Genomic DNA, 18,868 nt, shown 5'->3' with positions numbered 1-18,868 from the left:
GGTCAGTGGCGGTAGCGGGCCAGGGCGGCTCCGCCGGCAGTCAGCACGGTGCCCGCAGCAGCGGCAGACAGCGATCGGACGTGCCGCGACAGCCACACCTGCGGCGAACGGCTGATGGATCGGTCATCGAACGACCCGTGAGCACCGTGGTCGGTGCCGACTTGGTCGTCAAGGGGCTCCCACAGATTGTTCGGCCGATCCGCGCCGACGGGCTCGCCGGTCTGCTGCGAGGAGTAGCCGGTGCGCGCCAGGTAGCGGTCGAGCACGGACGGCATCAGGCGCTGCCCGAGCACGGTCGCCGCGGTGCTTGCGCCGACCCAGTACTGCTTGCGACGGGGATGCTCGGCGGCACGCACGATCGAGCGGGCCGCAACCTCGGGCTGATAGATGGGTGGCACGGGTTGCGGGTGGCGTGGCAGCCGCGACAGCACCCAGCTGAATTGTGGAGTGTTGACCGCCGGCATCTGCACGACAGTGATGTGGACGTTGCTGCAATTGTGCAGCAATTCCGTGCGCACCGATTCGGTGAATCCGTTGATTCCGTGTTTCGCGCCGCAATACGCGGACTGCAGCGGAATGGCACGGGCACCCAGGGCGGAACCCACCTGCACAACTGTCCCCGCGTCGCGCGGCCGCATGCGGGCCAGTGCGGCCATGGTGCCGTAGACGAACCCGAGGTAGCTGACTTCGGTGACGCGGCGGAACTCGTCAGGCTCGATCTCGGTGAACGGAGCGAACACCGACGTGAACGCGACGTTGACCCAGACGTCGATCGGCCCGAAGGTCTCCTCGACCGTGGTGGCAGCGGCGTCGACCTGCTTGAAGTCCGCCACGTCGGTGGGCAGGGCTAGCGCCGTCCCACCCCCCGCCTCGACGTCGTCGACGGCGCCCTGTAGCCCGGCGCGTCCGCGGGCCAGCAGCGCGACGCGGTCGCCACGCTGTCCGAACGCCTTCGCGGCGGCGCGTCCGATCCCGGCGCTGGCTCCGGTGACGACCACGACGCGTGGCGAAGTACTGGTCATGACGGTTCCTTCCTGTTTACGGGCGAATGGGTGAGCTCATGCGGCGGCGTTGCCACGCACAGTGACGATTCGATGAGAAGGGCGTGCACGAAAGCCTGCGGGATGTTTCCCCGGATCTGACGCTGCTCGACGTCGTACTCCTCCCCGAACAATCCGGGTGGTCCGCACGCAGCGCGGTTGCGCTCGAAATAGCGCGCGGCGCCGACCATGTCACCTTGCTGGCGGCAGGCCAGGGAGGCCCAGAACCCGCACAGCAGGAAGGCGCCTTCGGCTTCGGCGAGGGACTGGCCGTCGTGGTGGAAGCGGTAGACGAATCCGTCGTCTTCGAGTTCGTCGAGCACGGCGCGCAAGGTCGCGGTGGTACGTGGGTCGTCGTGCGCCACGGCACCGCGTAGTGCCGGGACGAGCAGCGCAGCGTCGACTCGCATGTCGTCGGGGGCGCGTTGCCACCGACCGCTGGGGTGCACGCAGTCGGCACTCGCGGCGAGGATGGCATCGGCCAAAGACTGGAAGTCAGCGGCATCGTGGGCTGGGGCATGAGTGGCGATCGCCCGCAGGCCGGCGACACAGGTGAGCCGCGAGTGCGTCCAATGCCGGGTCTCGAGCTCCCACACGCCGGCGTCGGGTTCCCGCCAGCGATCCGCGATCGCCGATGCCGCCGCAGCCGCAGCCCGGTAACCGTCACCGCCGAGGTGGTCATGGCGTGCCGCCGCGGCGAATAGCAACAGCGCTTCCCCGAAGACGTCGAGCTGGAATTGACTGTGCGCGTGGTTGCCCAGCATGTCACTGCCTCCGGGATAGCCGGGTAGCCGCAGTGAGCATTCGTCGGGTACCGCTGCGCCGTTGACGCGGTAGGCGGGCTTGAGGTCGGGACCATCGGCGAGGAGCCGGTCAGTCACGAAAGCGACCGCGTCGCCGAGCACGCCGTGTGGCCCGTCGAGCGCGACGGCCTGTCCGGCATAGCACTGGTCGCGGATCCACACGTAGCGGTAGTCGTAGTTGCGGCGTTGCTCGGCGCGCTCGGGCAGACTCATTGTCGCCGCGGCCACCATGCCGCCGCCCGGACTGGTCATGCCGCGCAATACCGCATACGAATGCCGCGCGTCGCGAGCTGCGCTGCTGCCGTCGAACATGGGAAGTACTGACTCCCAAGCATTTTCGGTGGCAAGCCACAGCGCGTCCGGGGTGGGCAATGGCCCGCAGCTGGGCCGGTCGGACACCTCGACAACGATGTCGTGGTGCCGGCCCTCCACCAGCTTGAGGTCACACCGCAATGCGACGACACCGGCGTCGTCATGGGTGATCGTGGCGTGTGGGGCGCCGTGCAACGTGATGAGTAACGGCCCACACTCGGCATGCCAGACTCCGTGGTCATCACGGACCACCTCGGTCATACCGTGCCGCCCGAATCCGCTGGCGGGCGCGAATGTCATTGTCACGCAGGCGTCGCCGCGCGCCGCGATGATCCTGCGCATCAGGACGAGGCGATGCGGGTCGCCGGGGTATGCGAGCGCCTCCCGGCACTCGGTGATCCCGTCGGTGGTGACCCAGCGAGAACGCCAAATCAGGCTGCCGTCTTCATAGTGCCCGCCCCAAACGAACCGCCCCCGCGGCGTGATCGCGAAGGCACCGTTGCCTCCGATCAACGCCGCGAAGACAGCGTCGCTGTCCCAACGGGGAGCGCACATCCAGCTGATTTCGCCGCGCGGGCCGATCAGCGCACCACGGTGCCCGTCGGCAAGCAATGCATACTCCCGCAACACGTGCGGGTCGGTGATGTCGCCGCTCATGAATCGCGCCGTCTACCAGTCGACATCGCCGAATCGGTGCGATCGCGGGACCGCCGGCGCGGTATCCACGCCGCGCCTTCGATCTGGTCGGGCAGAATCCACATCGCCGACGCGATGCTCCAGCAGAAGAGGACCATCCACAGCAGGATCGCCGGTGCGGTGAATCCCAATGGTCCGGGATCGTGGTGCACCGCCGCCACCGAACAGATGATCATCAAGGGCACGGTGGCGGCACCCATCCCCAGAGTGAACACCTTCGCAGTCCCCCGGTGGATGGAGGAAACCCCCGCCAGCATCGCGATGACGAGCATCACGACACTCAGCGCCGGGGTAAGTGGAATGCCGAGCACGCGCCACCCGTCGTGCTGTGCACCAATGACAACGCCCATCAGGCCAACCACCCCCAGCACACCTGTCACCAGGGCTTCCACCCAGATCAGTCGACGGCCCTGCCGCCAGTGGGGTGGGTTGAGGCTCACCCGGTGCAACCCGTTGGTGAACGGCGGCAACGACCCACGAGTATCTCGCGCCACTTGGTCTCCTTATTCCGATCACGCTCAACGCAACAGTTCATTGCCTTACAGCAATATATCCACTTTGGATGACGTGCAAACCGACAGTATTCAATGCCTCATGACATGCGCGACGGATGTATGCTCACGGAGCCATGGGTGCTCCAAGAACGGGCGCAACGGCCACGAGTGCCGCGCCGAAGGCTGATGCCGAATACGCCGCCGAGCTCGAACGCGCGACGCGGGGCCTGCTGGCGCTGAACGTTGTGGTGCTCGAGGAAATCGAAAAGCGAGTCGGTTTACCAACTTTGCGCGCGCTTCAGTCTCTACAGCGCCTCGGGCCGAGCCTGGTCACGGAACTAGGAGAAGACCTGGACCTGGTCCCCTCCAGCGCCAGTCGTCTCAGTGACCGGCTCGCCGAGTCCGGCTTGATCACCCGGAGTGTGGCTCCGCACAACCGCCGGGCGACGATTCTCGAACTGACGGCGGCCGGGCGCGCAGTGCTCGAGGAGGTCGTTGCCGCGCGCGTCGCGCACTTCGGCGCGGTCACCGAACGGATGAACCGCCGAGAACGCGAGCAGCTCCTCGCCGGGGCGGCGGCATTTACTGCTGCCTACAGCCGATTGGCCAAACGCCACGGGGCCGACTGAGCCGTGGTCGCCCCGCCATCAGTAGTACCCCGTCGCGGCCCCGAAATTGCAGTGATGCGCTACTGAACCCGCCGAGCCGAACTGCGCTGACGATTGCCTGCAGTACTCGGGGAAGGCAGAAACATGGGTAAAAGGATCACAACATCGGTCGGCGCCGTAGTCTTGACGGCCATGACCGCGCTGACACCAGCGGCGGCGTCAGCCGAGGAAGCGTCACCCGACCGCACCGCGCTGGTCCTGTGCGGGACCACCTGCCCAACGCCCGACCAGACGTATCTGAACATCGTCAGGGACCAGTATGTCGCGCCGACGCATCCCGGGCTGAACATCGATTACGTCCCGGTGACCACACCGGAGCAATTTTGGCCCCTCACCGGCGGCATGCGCCTGCTCGGACTGGCTGTCGGTGATCCGAGACTCTTCAAACCCGGTGGGCCGGCGTGGCCGAGCGAGCCGTGGTGGAAGCTCACGGGGCTGTTCGACCTCACCGCCAGTCAGTCGCTGCAGCTCGGGGCCGCCCAGCTCGAGGAAGCGATCGCCGCACACGGCGGTAATAAGCTGGTGATCTACGGCCTTTCGCAGGGAGCGGGCGTCGCCAACGTGGTGAAGAAGAATCTCGCGGCGCACTACCCGGACGGAACCACCGCTCCCGATATCGATTTCGTCCTGGGCGGAGATCCGAATCTGCCCAACGGTGGATTGATGTCACGATTCCCCGGCCTTTACGTTCCAGTCCTCGATCTGTCGTTCAACGGGGCCGCTGCAACCGACACCCAATTCAAGACTGTCGAAATCACCCGGCAATACGATGGTTTCACCGACTTCCCGCTGTATCCGCTCAACCTCGTCGCCGACCTCAACGCGATCATGGGGGTTGTCTACCTTCACACCAACTCGTTTGACGTCAGCCTCCCGAATGATCCGACGACATCGCCTGCATACCAGGGCACCTACGGCGACACGAGCTATTACTACTTCAAGACGCAACATCTTCCGCTGTTCGCTCCACTGCTCGCGCTGGGTGTGCCCGAGAAGTTGATCGACGTGGTTGAGCCGTTCTTCCGGGTGCTCGTCGAAGCAGGTTACGACCGCAGCATCAAGCCGTGGGTGCCCACCCCAGCGCGGCTCCTTCCGAGTTCGTTCGACCCGGGAAAGCTCATCGCAGACCTGACCGGAGCCTTAAGCGAAGGCATCCGCAATGCCCGTGCTCTGATCGGTTGGCCAACTCGCTCGGGGGTGGGCGGCCCGGGCCCCACACCACCCGCTGCCGTACCGTCCACGGCGTCCCACACGGCATCATCGGCCAAGTCGAGTGCCGGTGCCGTTACGGCATCGTGGCGGCCCACACCGAATGCAGCTCAAAACCAAGCGATTTCGCCATCGCGCGGTAGCGACCACGGTAGTCACGGTACGTCAGCTCGTCACTCTGCGAACGCGCCAGCAGCGCGCGCAACCGCAACACGCTGACCTCGCCGATCGCCGAATCTGCCTTCAGTTCGGTCATTTCGTCTATCGCCAGCGCGGCTTCGTCCAGGTCGTCATCGGCTCCACGCTCCAGCAGTGTCTGCACCAAAACTCCAGTGGCCCAGAACCCATAGAACACGTTCTGCATCCGGCGAAGTTCGGTGGCAGCTTCGCGTATCACGTCGATGGACTCATCGAGCTCTCCGCGTCTGGCCATTTCCCGGGCCGTCCACACGTCGGTGACCGGGATGAGAAAGAACGCTCGCTTGCTCAGCCACATCTCCCGTGTCTGCTGCATCAACGTCAGCCCGCGTTGACGGTCCACCGCGTCGTCTTGGTTCAGCAACCCGACGGCCAATGTGTATCCGGTCAAGCCCATGGCGCGGTCGGTGCTGGCCGTTCGCGCGGTCTGCAGCGCAGCTTCGCTCGCCCGGAGCACGGACTCATCCGCCCGAAGAACGCCGTACTGCACCGCGAAACCGTAGGTCCACGCGATGGTGCCGGCGAGGGTTTCCGGGTTGCTGCGTTCGGCCATCGCGACCGCGTCGAAGAGATCTTGGCGCCAGCCCGCACGACCAAGCCACCACCGCGCGGTACCCCGATAGGCCAACGCGATCGCGAGTGGCGACCCGACTCCGAAGCCGGCACCTTTGGTGGGATCGCCGTCCGCCAAACCGATGATCTTCTGCGACCAGAGCATGATCTGACCGAATTCGGCTACGCCGCCCCAATTTACAAATGCAAGACCGGCCAGTGCCATCATCGCGTCAGCGTCCCCGATCGATTCGAGGAGTGCCATCTGTTCGGATGCCATCTTGGCCGCCTCGCGGTGTCGCCCGGCGTAGCAGAGAGCCGTCCCGGGACTGCTCATGCCGATGGCCAACGACACCTTGTCCCCCGCGGCGTTGCACAGATCTCGCAACTCCGCAAAGCGCCTCTGACCGTCGTGAGCCGTCCGCGCGTGCAGGTCGGTGGCACACAGCATCGTGCGCGGGGCGATGCGCATCGACAGGGCACCCGGGTCGTCCGCGGGCAGCGCGTCCGCGATGCGGCAGGCGCGCTCCCAGCTGACCCGGGCTGCGGCCAGATCGCGGTTGGTGGACCACGCACCGGCACGCATGTGCCACTCGTATGCCTTGTGCAACTCCCCTGCCGCTTCGAGGTGTTCGGCGATCAGCGCCCCGTTCTCGTCGGACCTGTGCGCCACGCGCTCTATCGCGGCGGCCAAGCGCCGATGCCATTGGGCCCGATCGGATTTCAACTGTGATTCATAAGCCACGGCACGGATCAGTGGATGCCGGAAGGCGAATTCGACTCTGGAGCTGAACCCGACTTGGTCAATGAGTTCCGCGCCCAGCAACTCGTCGAATGCCGGATCGACGCCCAGCGCAGGCAGCAGCTCTGCGCCGAAGCGGGCTCCGATCACCGACGCGGCGGTCAGCGTCCGCTTCGCCGGGGCCGTCAGCCGATCGATGCGCGCCTCGATCGCAGCCTGCACCGTGGCCGGCACCTTGACCTCTGCGACATCTGCTTCGCAGGTATAGGCACCGCGCCGGCCGGCCAGCGCGCCGCGCTGGGCCAACTCGCGAACCATCTCCTCGGCGAAGAACGGATTCCCGTCGGCCCGTTCGGCAATGATCGTCGTCAGCTCGCCGACCGACGGATCCGAGCCGAGTAACTCTTGGATCAACGTCGCGATGTCCGAATTATCCAGTGTGCCGAGAGCTATTGTCTGGGCACCAGTGACCCGTCGCAGCGCTCCCTGATATTCCGGGCGAGCCGTTACCAGCACCATTGACGGCGTGCGTGGGATGACGGTGAGGAAGTCGGTCAGCATCGACTCGCTGGCGGTGTCGATCCACTGCGCGTCCTCGATGATCAACAACGCCGGCGTCGTGCGCGCCAGCGACGTCGCGTTGATCAACGCGGTCAGCCGACGCCGTCGCGCATCGGGGTTGATCGGGGGCGGCGTCACAGCGGAATCGGCGATACCGAGCAGGTCGTCGAGCAACAGGAGATCCTGCGGGTCGGCAGCCGCGAAGTGTTCCCGGAGCCGACCACGGGCGGCACTGCCGACGAGGTCGGCCACGCCGGTGCGGGCGCGAAGCAGTTGGGCAACAGCACGGAAGGGGATGTCAACGGCGTGGGATTCACAGAACGTCCAGAACACGTCAACCCCCCGGCCGGTGGCCAGAGCCGCGGCCTCACGGGCCACCCGGCTCTTTCCGATACCTGGCGGTCCCACCACATTCACGACGTCACCGCGGCCCTCGACAGCGCGCTCCAGGATGGCTTCGAGCACCGCCAGCTCCCACCGCCGCCCGACCAGCCGTGCCTCCGTGCGCCGGTTGGAGCCCTTGCGCGGGCCGACGCCTTTCAGCCGGTAGGCGGGCACCGGCCGGTCAGACCCCTTGATACGTAGACGCTCCGGCTCGGCGAGAAGCACGAGGTGCTCGACAAGGCGTGCGGTCGACTCCGAAAGCATCACCTCACCCGCAGGTGCCACCGACTCCATCCGCTGCGCCATCCCGACGTGCCCGCCGGTGGCGTGGTACCCGAGCGTCCCCGAACCGATTTCGCCGGCGATGACCCGGCCCGAGTTGAGCCCCACCCGCAATTGCAACGCCACCTTGTCGGTCCGTTGCACCTCGGCTGCCAACCGGGCTGCCTCGTTCTGGATCGCCAAGGCCGCCACGCAGGCTCGAAATGCGTGATCCTCTAGCGCAATTGGAGCACCGAACAGCGCCATGATCCCGTCCCCGGTGTATTCCACGGTCCCGCCGTACCGGTGCACCAGCGCTGCCGCGCATTCGAGCAGTTCGGTCATGATCGCCCGTAATCGCTCCATGTCCACGGCGGCCGCGATGTCCATCGAGCGCACGACGTCGGCAACCAAGACCGTCACCTGCTTGTACTCCGCCGACGGACCGACGGTGACTCGCGCGCCACACGCATTGCAGAAGTTCGAGTTCAGCGGGAGCCGAGCGCCACAGGACCCACACGACAGCGCCAAGAGTTGCGCATCGCGGCCGTCCCCCGACGTGTCCACACGACTATGGTGTCACCGCGGCGGCGCTCATGTCATCGTCGCGGCGAATTTGATGTGTCCCTCAAAGCCCAAGTCGGTGGCCATGGCACGGTAGCGATCCCGGTACTCCCGATAGGCCTCCACGTCATCCCGGGCACAGGCTAGAAGTGCCCGCAGCCGCAAGATGGGCAGTTCGTGCAAAACGAATCCCGGATCGGTGGGGACACCTTCGAGCCGGTCAATGGCAGCCTCGGCTCGCATCACATCCTCATCTGTCCCCCGGAGCAGAAGAGCCTCCACCAAGACGGTGGTTGCCAGTCCCGGCCATAACTTCTCGCCGGAGCAGAGCACCGCGTCAACTGCCTCGTCGGCTAGGGCGATTGCTTCATCCAGCTGCCCGGATCGGGCCTTCTCGGAGGCAAGGCTGATGTCGTGAAACCACAGCGCCGACACGGTGAACCTGTGGGCGAGGGCCGCCTCGCGGATGACCGCAAGGTACTCCAAGCCCTGCGTGCGCTGCTGCTCGTCGTCGAGAAGCATGAGCATGAACGCGCGCGCCAGCCGGGCGTTGGCCAGTGTGAAGTCATCTCCGGACTGCTCGGCGACGCGGAGGACCACAGCGCTGTCGTTCAGCATTTCCTCATCGGGCAGCAGTGCGCCGTATGCCATGGATATTCCGCGGAACAAGCTGGTGAGCACCCGGGAAAGCGGATCTAATCCGCGTGCAATCTCGATTGCGACGTCGAAATCCTCGCGCCACCCGGGCTGTCCCAGAGCGCTTTTCGCGATGCCGCGCATCGCGCGGGTTACCGCAAGCGGCGATCCGACAATGATGTTGCCCATCGTGGGATCACCGTCGGCGAGTTGCAAGGCGCGGTCCGCCAGGCGCGTCGCTTCGATCATCTCGCCTGTTTCCCACTTGGCGACAATGCAGGCGAAAAGCAATCCCACGGTCATCGACGGATCACCGATGGACTCGAGGATGGCCGCAAACTCCGACGCTAATCGCGATGATTCGATGAACTCTCCGTGGAAGGCTCGTTTCATAAGATATCCCGCCATGCCGATCGCCAATGACCGCTCGTCGCCCGCGACACCACACAACTCACGCAGTTGGTCGAACCCTGCCTCGGCAATCGTGCCACCGGCGCGCCAAGCGCTGGAGCACAGGAGAGTTCGCGCGGCTATCTGCCTCGTAATACGGCTGGATTCAACGTCGGGCAGACGGTCCGCGACCGATAGAGCCCGCGTCCAGCTCGCGCGCGCGGCGCCGATATCGCGGTTGGACGACCAAGCCCCCGAGCGCATGTGCCACTCGAAGGCTGCCACCAAATCACCGGCCGCCTCGAGGTGCTCGGCCGTCAACGCGGCATTCTCGTCGGCCGCGACCGGGTCGCGTTCTTGAATCGCCGCGGCGAGCTTGCGATGGAGCTCGGCGCGGTCCGATTTCAGCTGCGATTCATAGGCGACGGTGCGGATCAGCGGGTGGTGAAAGACATATGCGGGTGAGGGTGCATCGATCTGATCAACGAACTGACCGCCCACCAAACTGTCGACTGCTGGGTCAACACCTAACGCCGCCAACATGTCTCGATCGAATTTCGCACCTACAACAGCCGCCGCATGTAAAGCGCGCTTCGCTGTCGGGGCCAGTCGATCGATGCGGGCGGCGATGGTGGCCTGCACGGTGGCGGGCAAGGTCACCTCAGCGGTACCGACCGTCGCGGCATAGGCGCCACGGTAGCCACCGAGAATCCCGCGCTCAGCCAGATCTCGCACCATCTCCTCGGCGAAGAACGGATTTCCCGCCGCCTTCTTGGTAATCAGTGCGGTCACGTCTGCGACCGAGGGATCGAGCCCTAGCAACCCAGCGACCAATTCACCCGTTTCCGATTCAGTCAGCGGTGCCAGGGTGAGGCCTTGGGCTCCGGGTAGCCGACGCAAGGCGCCGTCATACTCGGGGCGGTAGGTGATCAACACCAGCGCAGGAGCCTGCGTCGTCACCGACAGAAAGTCAGCCAACATCGATTCGCTGACTTCGTCCATCCAGTGGGCGTCCTCGATGATGTACACCGTCGGCGACCCTCGGGTCAGCCAGGTGGCGTTGACCAACGTGGTCAACCGTCGTCGTCGGGCATCCGGGTCGATCTTGGGCAGCACCGCCGCGGAATCGGTGATACCCAGCAGATCCTCGAGGAGCACCATATCGTCGGGATCGGCGTCGACGGCCTGGTGGCGCAGCCGCGCCCGGGCCGACGGATTATCGAGGCCGGTGATCCCGAACGCAGCCCTCAGCAGCCGGGCCACGGCGTGGAAAGGGATGTCGGCCGTGTGAGACTCGCAGTAGGCGGTGACCACCTCGACCCCCCGCGCGGCAGCTAGCGCGGACACCTCACGGGCCAAGCGACTCTTGCCGATGCCCGGCGATCCGACCACCGCGACAATCGCGCCGCGGCCTTCCATTGCTCGGTCCAGCACGGCCGAGGAATAGGTCAATTCCACCCGCCGCCCGACCAGAGCCGACTCGATGCGCGCGGCGGGGCGAACCCCGTCCGGCAGCCCCAGCAACCGGTAGGCGGTCACCGGGCGGTCGCTGCCCTTGATGGTGACCAGCTCCGGTTCACCGAGCCGGGCGTAATCCTGCACCAGTCGGGCGGTCGACGCGCTGAGCATCACCCCACCGGCAGAAGCTACGGACTCCATCCGCTGGGCCATGCCTACCTGCTCGCCGACGGCGGTATATCCCGTTGCCGCACTACCAATCTCGCCGGCGATGACCTGGCCCGAATTCAGTCCGACCCGGAGCTGAAGGTCGACACCATCGCGGAGCGAGACGTCCTGGGCCAAATCTGCGATGGCGCGATGAATGTCCAGTGCGGCCCGGCACGCCCGCGTTGCGTGATCCTCGAAGGAGATAGGAGCGCCGAAGACCGCCATGATGCCGTCGCCGGTGAAGTCCACGGTGCCGCCGTAGCGACGCGTCACCGCCGCCGAAAGTTCGACGAGCTCGGTCATGATCTCGCGCAGCCGCTCGATATCGACCACGGCCGCGATGTGCATCGAGCGCACCACGTCGGCGAAGAGCACCGTCACCTGTTTGTACTCCGCGGACCGACTCACCGTCGTCACCGGTGCACCGCACGCACTGCAGAAGTTCGAGTTCAGCGACAGCTCGGTGCCGCACGAATGACACGACAGCCCCGCTGCCGCCTGATCATCGCGACCGTCCCCCGACGCGCCCACGCCCACATCGTGTCATCACCGCTCAGTGGCGGTCGGCGGGTTCGGCGAAATTATCTTGACCCTCGCCGGCCATCCGGCGCGGGCGCGCGGACAGTCTTGAAACGCCCGCTCAACGCATCGGTCCCATGGACTGAAGCCTTTAGGTGTCGATACCCGGGACGAACGACCCTACGGCGGCGTCACGACGACGCGGACGTTGAATGGGTGAAGTGGGAACGTACATGACCCATAGGGCCGTCTTTCCCCGGGTGACCCGCGCGGCGGAGCGCCCGTGGTACGTGCTGGGCCGGATCGGCGATCAGACATTGTTCTACGCCAAGGCGATCGCGGGCATCCCGAACGCACTGCGCTATTACCGCACCGAGATCGTCCGCCTGATCGCGGAGATCAGCATGGGCGCAGGGGTGTTGGCGATGATCGGCGGCACTTTGGTGGTCGTCGGATTTCTCACTGTCGCCACCGGTGGCACGTTGGCGGTTCAGGGCTACAGCTCGCTCGGCGACATCGGCATCGAGGCGCTGACCGGATTCCTGGCGGCCTTCATCAACGTCCGCATTTCGGCACCGGTCGTCGCCGGGATCGGGCTGGCCGCCACATTCGGCGCCGGCGTGACCGCCCAGCTGGGCGCGATGCGCGTCAACCAGGAGATCGACGCACTCGAGTCCATGGCCATCCCCCCGCTGACGTTTCTGGTGAGCACCAGGATCGTTGCCGGGATGGTGTCGATCGCACCGCTGTATTCGATCGCGGTCATCCTGTCGTTCCTCGCCAGCCGCTACACCACCGTCATGCTGCTCGGTCAGTCCGGCGGGCTGTACGACCACTACTTCTCGACGTTCCTCAACCCGATGGACCTGCTGTGGTCGTTCGTTCAGGCCATCCTCATGGCGCTGGCGATCTTGTTAATTCACACCTACTTTGGCTACTTCGCTTCCGGAGGCCCCTCGGGTGTCGGCGTCGCGACGGGTGACGCGGTTCGAACCTCACTGGTCGTGCTTGTCTCGGTGACGTTGCTGATCTCGCTGGCGATCTACGGTAGCCAAGGGCGTTTCAACCTGGCCGGCTAGTGGCGGAGCGCCTACGGGGGAACGCTCACCGGACTATGGGACCTCACCGGGGTTATTGTCGCGAAGTGCACAACGTCTCGGGTACGGCGGCCGATCCACCATCGCGTGTGCCCATGCGATATGCCCGTGAAGCTCCACGGATGTTGCAGCGTCGCGGTAACGGTCCCAGCACGCGCGGAAGGCGGTCTCATCACCGTTGGCCCGGGCCAGAAGAGCCCGCAGTCGTAGCAGCCAGATGTCACGCATCACCAGCGTGTGATCGGCTGGTGCGCTGGCCAGCCTTTCGACGGCGGCCTCGGCTTCACGCAGGTCGGCCGGGCTTCCGCGGTCAAGCAACATCTCAACCAGGACACCGGTTGCAGGAACGCCCCAACCCGTCAGCCGTCCTTCGGCATCGAGTTGCTCAATGGTGGCTTTCGACAGCGAGAGGGCCGCGTCGACATTTCCGCGCCGTGCCATCTCTCGCGCCACGTACGCGTTGACCAGCGGTCGGTCGCCAAGATTGTGCTGGTCGCGCAGGAAAACGTCGCTGACTTCCGCGAGAAGGTGCAGGCCCTCGTCACGCTCGGTAGTCGAATCTCGATGCACCAGTGCGACACCGAGAGCCAGCCTGCCGAAAGCCAACGCCATGTTGTTTCCGGATCGCTCGGCGATCCGGAGCGCGTCTCCGATCTGATCGAGCGCATGATCATCGGGATCCAGTGCGCCAAAAGGTATTCCCGGAAAGTAACACCACGCGACCACCGCGGCGTAGGTCAGCGGATCCGCATTGCGGGCCATGGCGATGCCCTGCGCCACGTCCCCAGCCCATTCACCAAGACCCAGGCAATACCGGGCCACCGCGCGCGACGCCAACGCGAGCGCCAGAGGAGACCCGAAGATGATGTTGCCCTTGGTCGGATCACCTCCGGCAAGATCGATGAGCTGCTGCGACCATCTGAGAACGTCACCGTATTCGGCACTTTCGATCTTGGCGTAGATCGACGGAAACGAAAGCCCCACCGTCAGCGTTTCATCGCCGATCGATTCGATGAGTGCCATCGCTTCGGACGCCAGCCGCGACCCGTCCCGGACCCGTCCCTGGTACACGTGCTCCATCACCAGCCCGGCCATCGCGATCGCCAGCGAAGACTTGTCCGCGGTCTCGTCAGACAGTCGGCGCAGCTCCTGAAAATCCTCACCGGCCGCGTTCGCATGAACGCGATAAGCCGTCGCGCACAACATGGTTCGGGGCGCGATCCGCATAGCTGTCCGATCGGTCACCTCCTCGGGTAACGCGTCGGCGATCGCCCGCGCACGCTCCCAACCCAGCCGCGCGGCAGCGATGTCACGGCTGGTCGCCCACCTCGCCGCACGCATGTGCCAGCCGAAGGCACTGCTCGATTCACCCGCTGCCTCAAGATGTTCTGCGATCAGCGCTGCATTCTCGTCGACGACCGCCTGGTCTCCCGATTCGATCGCACGAGCCACTCTGCGGTGAACGTCGGCCCGATCGGACTTGAGCATCGACTCGTACGCCACTGACCGAACGAGTGGATGATGGAACACGTATTCCGGTTGACCGGTATAAGTGACCTGATCGATGAACTCTGCGGAAACCAGTTCCCCGATCTCTGGCTGGATTCCAAGCGCGTCCACCATGGTGCTGTTGAATCGCAATCCCGCTACCGCCGCTGTCCTCAACGCGCGCTTGGCTTTTGGCTCAAGACGATCGATACGAGCGGTGATCGTCGCCTGCACGGTCGCGGGCACTTCCACCTGCGCGGCCTCTGCGGTCGATAAGTAGTTGCCCCGGCTACCCTCCAGCACACCGCGGTCAGCCAACTCACGGACCATCTCGATGGCGAAGAACGGGTTTCCCGCCGCCCGTTGCGAGATCGTATCGCCAAGGCCTGCAACAGATTCATGCGGTCCAAGCAGCTCATCGATGAGTAACGCGGATTCCGGACCGCTCAGCGGCTCGAGGGCGATCGTGTGTGCTCCACGCGGTCTCGCGAGCGCTCCCCGGTACTCAGGTCGATACGTGATCACCATCAGCGAGCGGGTCTGGGGTATCACCGCGAGAAAGTCCGCCAGCATCGACTCGCTGACCCCGTCGATCCAGTGCGCGTCCTCGAGGATGTAGATGGCCGGCGTCTGACGGGCAAGCGACGCGGCATTGACCAGTCTGGTCAGGCGCCGCCGACGGGCATCCGGGTCGATCTTGGGTAGTGCCACGTCGCCATCGGCAATTCCGAGCAGGTCGTCGAACAGCAGCAAGTCTTCAGGCTCGGCGTCACGGATCTGAGCCCTTATCCGCGCGCGGGCGTCGGCACCGTCCATCCCCTCCACGCCGGTGGCCGCCCGTAGCAGCCGAGCCACGACCCGGAAGGGCACATCCGCGGCATGGGATTCGCAGAAGGTGGCATAGGCGCTCACGCCCCGAGCGGCGGCGAGGGCCGACACATCACGCACCAAACGACTCTTCCCGATACCGGGAACTCCGACGACGCCCACCACGGCTCCGCGGCCGCGCTGAACAGCGCCGTCGAGGAGGCCCTCGATCGCGGCCATCTCCCAGTTCCGCCCGACCAGGCTTGGCCCTGTCGAGTCTGCGGTAGGTCGCTGGTCGGCCATGTGAAGAAGGCGACGACCGCGAACCGGTCGTTGCGCGCCTTTGATGTGGACGATCTCGGGGTCCCCGAGAACGGCGGTGCTTTCTACCAGTCGGGCGGTGGAAGCACTGAGCATCACGCCGCCCGGCGGAGCCGCCGTTTCCATCCGCTGCGCCATCCCGACCTGTTCACCGACAGCGGTGTAACCGAACGGCCCTGAGCCGATTTCGCCGGCGATCACCTCTCCGGAGTTCAATCCGACCCGCAGCCGAAGATCGATGCCGTCGCGCGCTCGGACGCCGACGGCAAGGCGTCGACACTCCTCCTGAATGGCCAAAGCCGCCAGGCAAGCACGAACAGCGTGGTCCTCCAAGGCCACCGGAGCACCGAAGAGCGCCATGATTCCGTCGCCGGTGAACTTGTCCACCATTCCGCCGAAACGCTGAACCACCGCAGCGCACGAGCCGGCGAGGAGAGCCATGATCTCGCGGAGTCGCTCAGCACCGACCGCTGCCGCAATATCCATCGAATGCACCACGTCGGCGAACAGCACTGTCACTTGCTTGTACTCAGCCGATTGACCGGCCGGCGCTACCGGCGCACCGCACTCGCCGCAGTACCGCGAAGTCGGCGGCAGCTCAGCGCGGCACGACGCACACACCAGCGCTGATGCCGCCCCGTCTCCGGACGCGCCCACGCCGACATGGTGTCACGGCCGCACCTGCAGCTCAGGCGTGTTCGGCGAATTTGCGTTGCCCTAGCCGGCAACGCGCCAAAGCTTGGCCGCGCAACGGGTCAGGCTAGAAGTCCCAGTCCTCGTCTTCGGTGACGACGGCCTTGCCGATCACATAGCTCGAACCCGACCCGGAGAAGAAGTCGTGGTTCTCGTCGGCGTTGGGCGACAGTGCCGACAGGATCGCCGGGTTGACGTCGGTCTCATCACGCGGGAACAGCGCCTCGAAGCCCATGTTCATCAGCGCCTTGTTCGCGTTGTAGCGCAGGTACTTCTTGACGTCCTCCGTCAGCCCGACTGAGTCGTAAAGATCTTGGGTGTACTCGATCTCGTTCTCGTACAACGCATATAGAAGTTCGTAGGCGTAGTCCTTGAGGTCCTGCTTACGCTCCTCGGTCTGGACCGCATAGCCCTTCTGGAACTTGTAGCCGATGTAGTAGGCGTGCACGGCCTCGTCGCGGATGATCAGTCGGATCAGGTCGGCGGTGTTGGTCAGCTTGGCCCGGCTCGACCAGTACATCGGCAGGTAGAAGCCGGAGTAGAACAGGAATGCTTCGAGGAACACCGAGGCGATCTTGCGCTTGAGCGGATCGTCACCGCGGTAGTAGTCGAGGATGATCTGCGCCTTGCGCTGCAGGTTGACGTTCTCCTCAGACCAGCGGAACGCCTCGTCGATCTCGGTGGTCGAGCACAGCGTGGAGAAGATCGAGCTGTAGCTCTTGGCGTGCACCGACTCCATGAACGTGATGTTGGTCAGCACCGCTTCTTCATGCGGGGTCAGCGCATCCGGGATCATGCTGACCGATCCCACGGTGCTCTGGATGGTGTCCAGCAGGGTCAGGCCGGTGAAGACGCGCATGGTGAGCTGCTTCTCGTCCGCGGTCAGCGTGCCCCACGACGGGATGTCGTTGGATACCGGAACCTTCTCCGGCAACCAGAAATTACCGGTCAAGCGATCCCAGACTTCCGCGTCTTTCTCGTCAATGACACGGTTCCAGTTGATCGCCGTCGCCCGGTCGATCAGCTTCGTTCCATCGCTCACCGAAACCCCACTTCACCACGCTGTTTGCCCCGTTTCCGGCTGACGCCCAAAACACTACCCCTGGGGTGTGACAACGCGCCGCAACACAACAACTTGTGTTGCGGCGGTGCCGAATCCACAGGTCCGACGCGCGCTGCGAAGTGGCTCGGCGTGTCGGCCGATCAGCTCGCCGCGGCTTGCTCGGAAGGCCGCGCCGAGGCCACCCCGGAGAAGCGGTACTCCGAGCGCTTGAGCGAGCGAGTGGCCAACCAGTACTGCCACGTCATGCCGCTCCACAGCGTGCGGTTTTTCCCGTGCTCGTCGAGATACCAGCTGCTGCAACCGCCGGTGCTCCACACCGCGCCCTGCAGGTCGTCCTGCAGTTCGGCGTTGAACGCATCCTGCGCTGAGCGGGTCGGCGCCAGCGCCTGCGCACCGGCCTTCTCCACAGCTCCGATCGCCTGGCCGACGTAACGGATCTGCGACTCGATCATGAACACCACCGAGTTGTGACCCAGTCCGGTGTTCGGCCCGAGCAGGAAGAACAGATTCGGCATGCCGGCGACGGTGATCCCACGATGCGCCTGCACGCCCTCGCGGTTCCAGCGGTCCACAAGGTCTTCGCCGCCGGGACCCTTGATGTCGACATAGGTGTAGGAGTCGGTGACGTGGAAGCCGGTCGCGAACACGATCACATCGACCTCGCGTTCGGTCCCGTCTTCGGTGACGATTCCGTGCGGGGTGATACGCGCGATCCGATCGGTCACGAGCTCCGAATGGGGCTTCGCGATGGCACGGAAGTAGTTGTTGGAGAACAGGACTCGCTTGCAGCCCACCTGGTACGACGGGGTCAGCCGACGGCGCAGGTCACGATCACGGACCTGGTGGCGGATGTTCCACTTGCCGGCCTTCTCGCCCAGCACGAGCAGCTCCGGGCGCTTGGTCATCGCAAAGCCGAGTGATTCCTGAAACCAGTAGATGCCGGTGCGCAGCAGGGCGCGCGCGCCGGGCACCGTGCCGAACGCGTTGCGCATCCACGTGGGGATGGGATTGTTCGACCGTGGCAGCACCCATGCGGGGGTGCGTTGGTAGAGCTGCAGCGCGCCGACCTTGTCGACGATCTCCGGGACGATCTGGATGGCACTTGCCCCGGTGCCGACGACGGCGACCTTCTTGCCGGTGAGGTCCACGCGGTGGTCCCACTGCGCCGAATGGAACGCCTCCCCCTGGAAGTCGGCCAGGCCCTCGAAGTCGGGGACGGACGGGATGTGCAGCGCGCCGGCACCGGAGATCAGGAATTGCGCGACGTACTCGCGGCCATCCTCGGTGAAGACGTGCCATCGATACTCCGCGTCGTCCCAATGGGCGCGCTCGACGCGCGCGCCGAAGCGGATGTAGCGGCGCAGGCCGTGCTTGTCGGTCACGCCCTTGAGGTAGTCGAGGATCTCCGGCTGCAGCGACCACATGTAGGTCCAGTCGGGCTTGGGTTCGAAGGAGAACGAGTACAGGTGCGCCGGGATGTCGCAGGCGCAGCCCGGGTAGCTGTTGTCACGCCAGGTGCCGCCGACGTCGTCGGCCTTCTCCAGGATCAAGAAGTCGACGCCGCGCCGCTGCAATTCGATGCCCATCCCCAGCCCGGAGAAGCCGGTGCCGATGACCAGCGCCCGGGTGTGGACGGGTTCGGCGGTGGTGTCGGCGACGGTCGGTTCTGCAACAGTCATGGCAACCAAAGTACCCAATACCG

Annotated in this window: 10 protein-coding genes and 1 pseudogene; 3 read left to right on the top strand and 8 right to left on the bottom strand. The window is 65.3% G+C overall.

What is annotated here, in order from left to right:
- Window positions 1-2: 2 nt before the first annotated feature.
- Genes AB431_RS10005 through AB431_RS09995 form a run of 3 tightly spaced genes read right to left on the bottom strand, consistent with a single transcriptional unit; the run spans window position 3 to window position 3,345 of the window.
- A complete protein-coding gene (locus AB431_RS10005) occupies window positions 3-1,022 on the bottom strand; it encodes an SDR family oxidoreductase (RefSeq protein WP_047329783.1) in 1,020 nt (339 codons plus the stop codon).
- Entirely contained in the window at window positions 1,019-2,812 is a 1,794-nt protein-coding gene (locus AB431_RS10000) for a glycoside hydrolase family 15 protein (protein ID WP_047329782.1), read from the bottom strand. Before AB431_RS10000 ends, AB431_RS10005 begins: the two co-directional genes overlap by 4 nt.
- Window positions 2,809-3,345 (bottom strand): hypothetical protein, encoded by a 537-nt coding sequence (locus tag AB431_RS09995; protein WP_047329781.1) that lies wholly within the window; start codon window positions 3,343-3,345, stop codon window positions 2,809-2,811. Before AB431_RS09995 ends, AB431_RS10000 begins: the two co-directional genes overlap by 4 nt.
- A 134-nt stretch (window positions 3,346-3,479) precedes the next feature.
- Between AB431_RS09995 and AB431_RS09990 the strand changes: the two genes are divergently transcribed.
- Complete coding sequence (locus tag AB431_RS09990; RefSeq protein ID WP_047333277.1) at window positions 3,480-3,974, top strand: MarR family winged helix-turn-helix transcriptional regulator; 495 nt, start codon at window positions 3,480-3,482, stop codon at window positions 3,972-3,974.
- A 123-nt stretch (window positions 3,975-4,097) separates the two neighbouring features.
- A pseudogene (locus AB431_RS31185) lies at window positions 4,098-5,051 on the top strand (PE-PPE domain-containing protein); the annotation flags it as partial.
- 247 nt (window positions 5,052-5,298) lie between these two features.
- Here AB431_RS31185 and AB431_RS09980 read toward each other — a convergent pair.
- Window positions 5,299-8,487, bottom strand: coding sequence for an AAA family ATPase (locus AB431_RS09980; protein WP_235435873.1), 3,189 nt, complete (start codon window positions 8,485-8,487; stop codon window positions 5,299-5,301).
- A 27-nt stretch (window positions 8,488-8,514) separates the two neighbouring features.
- A complete protein-coding gene (locus tag AB431_RS09975; protein ID WP_047333274.1) occupies window positions 8,515-11,709 on the bottom strand; it encodes an adenylate/guanylate cyclase domain-containing protein in 3,195 nt (1,064 codons plus the stop codon).
- 221 nt (window positions 11,710-11,930) lie between these two features.
- Between AB431_RS09975 and AB431_RS09970 the strand changes: the two genes are divergently transcribed.
- Window positions 11,931-12,776: an ABC transporter permease gene (locus AB431_RS09970; RefSeq protein ID WP_047329780.1), complete on the top strand. Its 846-nt coding sequence runs from the start codon at window positions 11,931-11,933 to the stop codon at window positions 12,774-12,776.
- A gap of 33 nt (window positions 12,777-12,809) precedes the next feature.
- On the opposite strand, the gene AB431_RS09965 is transcribed toward AB431_RS09970, so the two are convergent.
- The 3 genes from AB431_RS09965 to AB431_RS09955 all read right to left on the bottom strand — a co-directional run bounded on the left by AB431_RS09965 (window position 12,810) and on the right by AB431_RS09955 (window position 18,845).
- Window positions 12,810-16,067, bottom strand: coding sequence for an adenylate/guanylate cyclase domain-containing protein (locus AB431_RS09965; protein WP_235435872.1), 3,258 nt, complete (start codon window positions 16,065-16,067; stop codon window positions 12,810-12,812).
- 103 nt (window positions 16,068-16,170) lie between these two features.
- Complete coding sequence (nrdF, locus tag AB431_RS09960) at window positions 16,171-17,145, bottom strand: class 1b ribonucleoside-diphosphate reductase subunit beta (RefSeq protein ID WP_047329779.1); 975 nt, start codon at window positions 17,143-17,145, stop codon at window positions 16,171-16,173.
- A gap of 161 nt (window positions 17,146-17,306) precedes the next feature.
- Window positions 17,307-18,845 (bottom strand): NAD(P)/FAD-dependent oxidoreductase, encoded by a 1,539-nt coding sequence (locus AB431_RS09955; RefSeq protein ID WP_047329778.1) that lies wholly within the window; start codon window positions 18,843-18,845, stop codon window positions 17,307-17,309.
- Between the last annotated feature and the right edge of the window lie 23 nt (window positions 18,846-18,868).

Origin of the sequence: Mycobacterium sp. EPa45, assembly GCF_001021385.1 — a bacterium.
GTDB lineage: Bacteria > Actinomycetota > Actinomycetes > Mycobacteriales > Mycobacteriaceae > Mycobacterium.
Note: the sequence above shows the minus strand (reverse complement) of the source record. Positions and strands in the feature narration are given on the sequence as shown.

Excerpts from the sequence above, each read along its gene's own strand:
- AB431_RS10005 (WP_047329783.1), bottom strand. The coding sequence starts at position 1,022 with ATGACCAGTACTTCGCCACGCGTCGTGGTCGTCACCGGAGCCAGCGCC.
- AB431_RS10000 (WP_047329782.1), bottom strand. The coding sequence starts at position 2,812 with ATGAGCGGCGACATCACCGACCCGCACGTGTTGCGGGAGTATGCATTG.
- AB431_RS09990 (WP_047333277.1), top strand. The coding sequence starts at position 3,480 with ATGGGTGCTCCAAGAACGGGCGCAACGGCCACGAGTGCCGCGCCGAAG.
- AB431_RS09970 (WP_047329780.1), top strand. The coding sequence starts at position 11,931 with ATGACCCATAGGGCCGTCTTTCCCCGGGTGACCCGCGCGGCGGAGCGC.
- AB431_RS09955 (WP_047329778.1), bottom strand. The coding sequence starts at position 18,845 with ATGACTGTTGCAGAACCGACCGTCGCCGACACCACCGCCGAACCCGTC.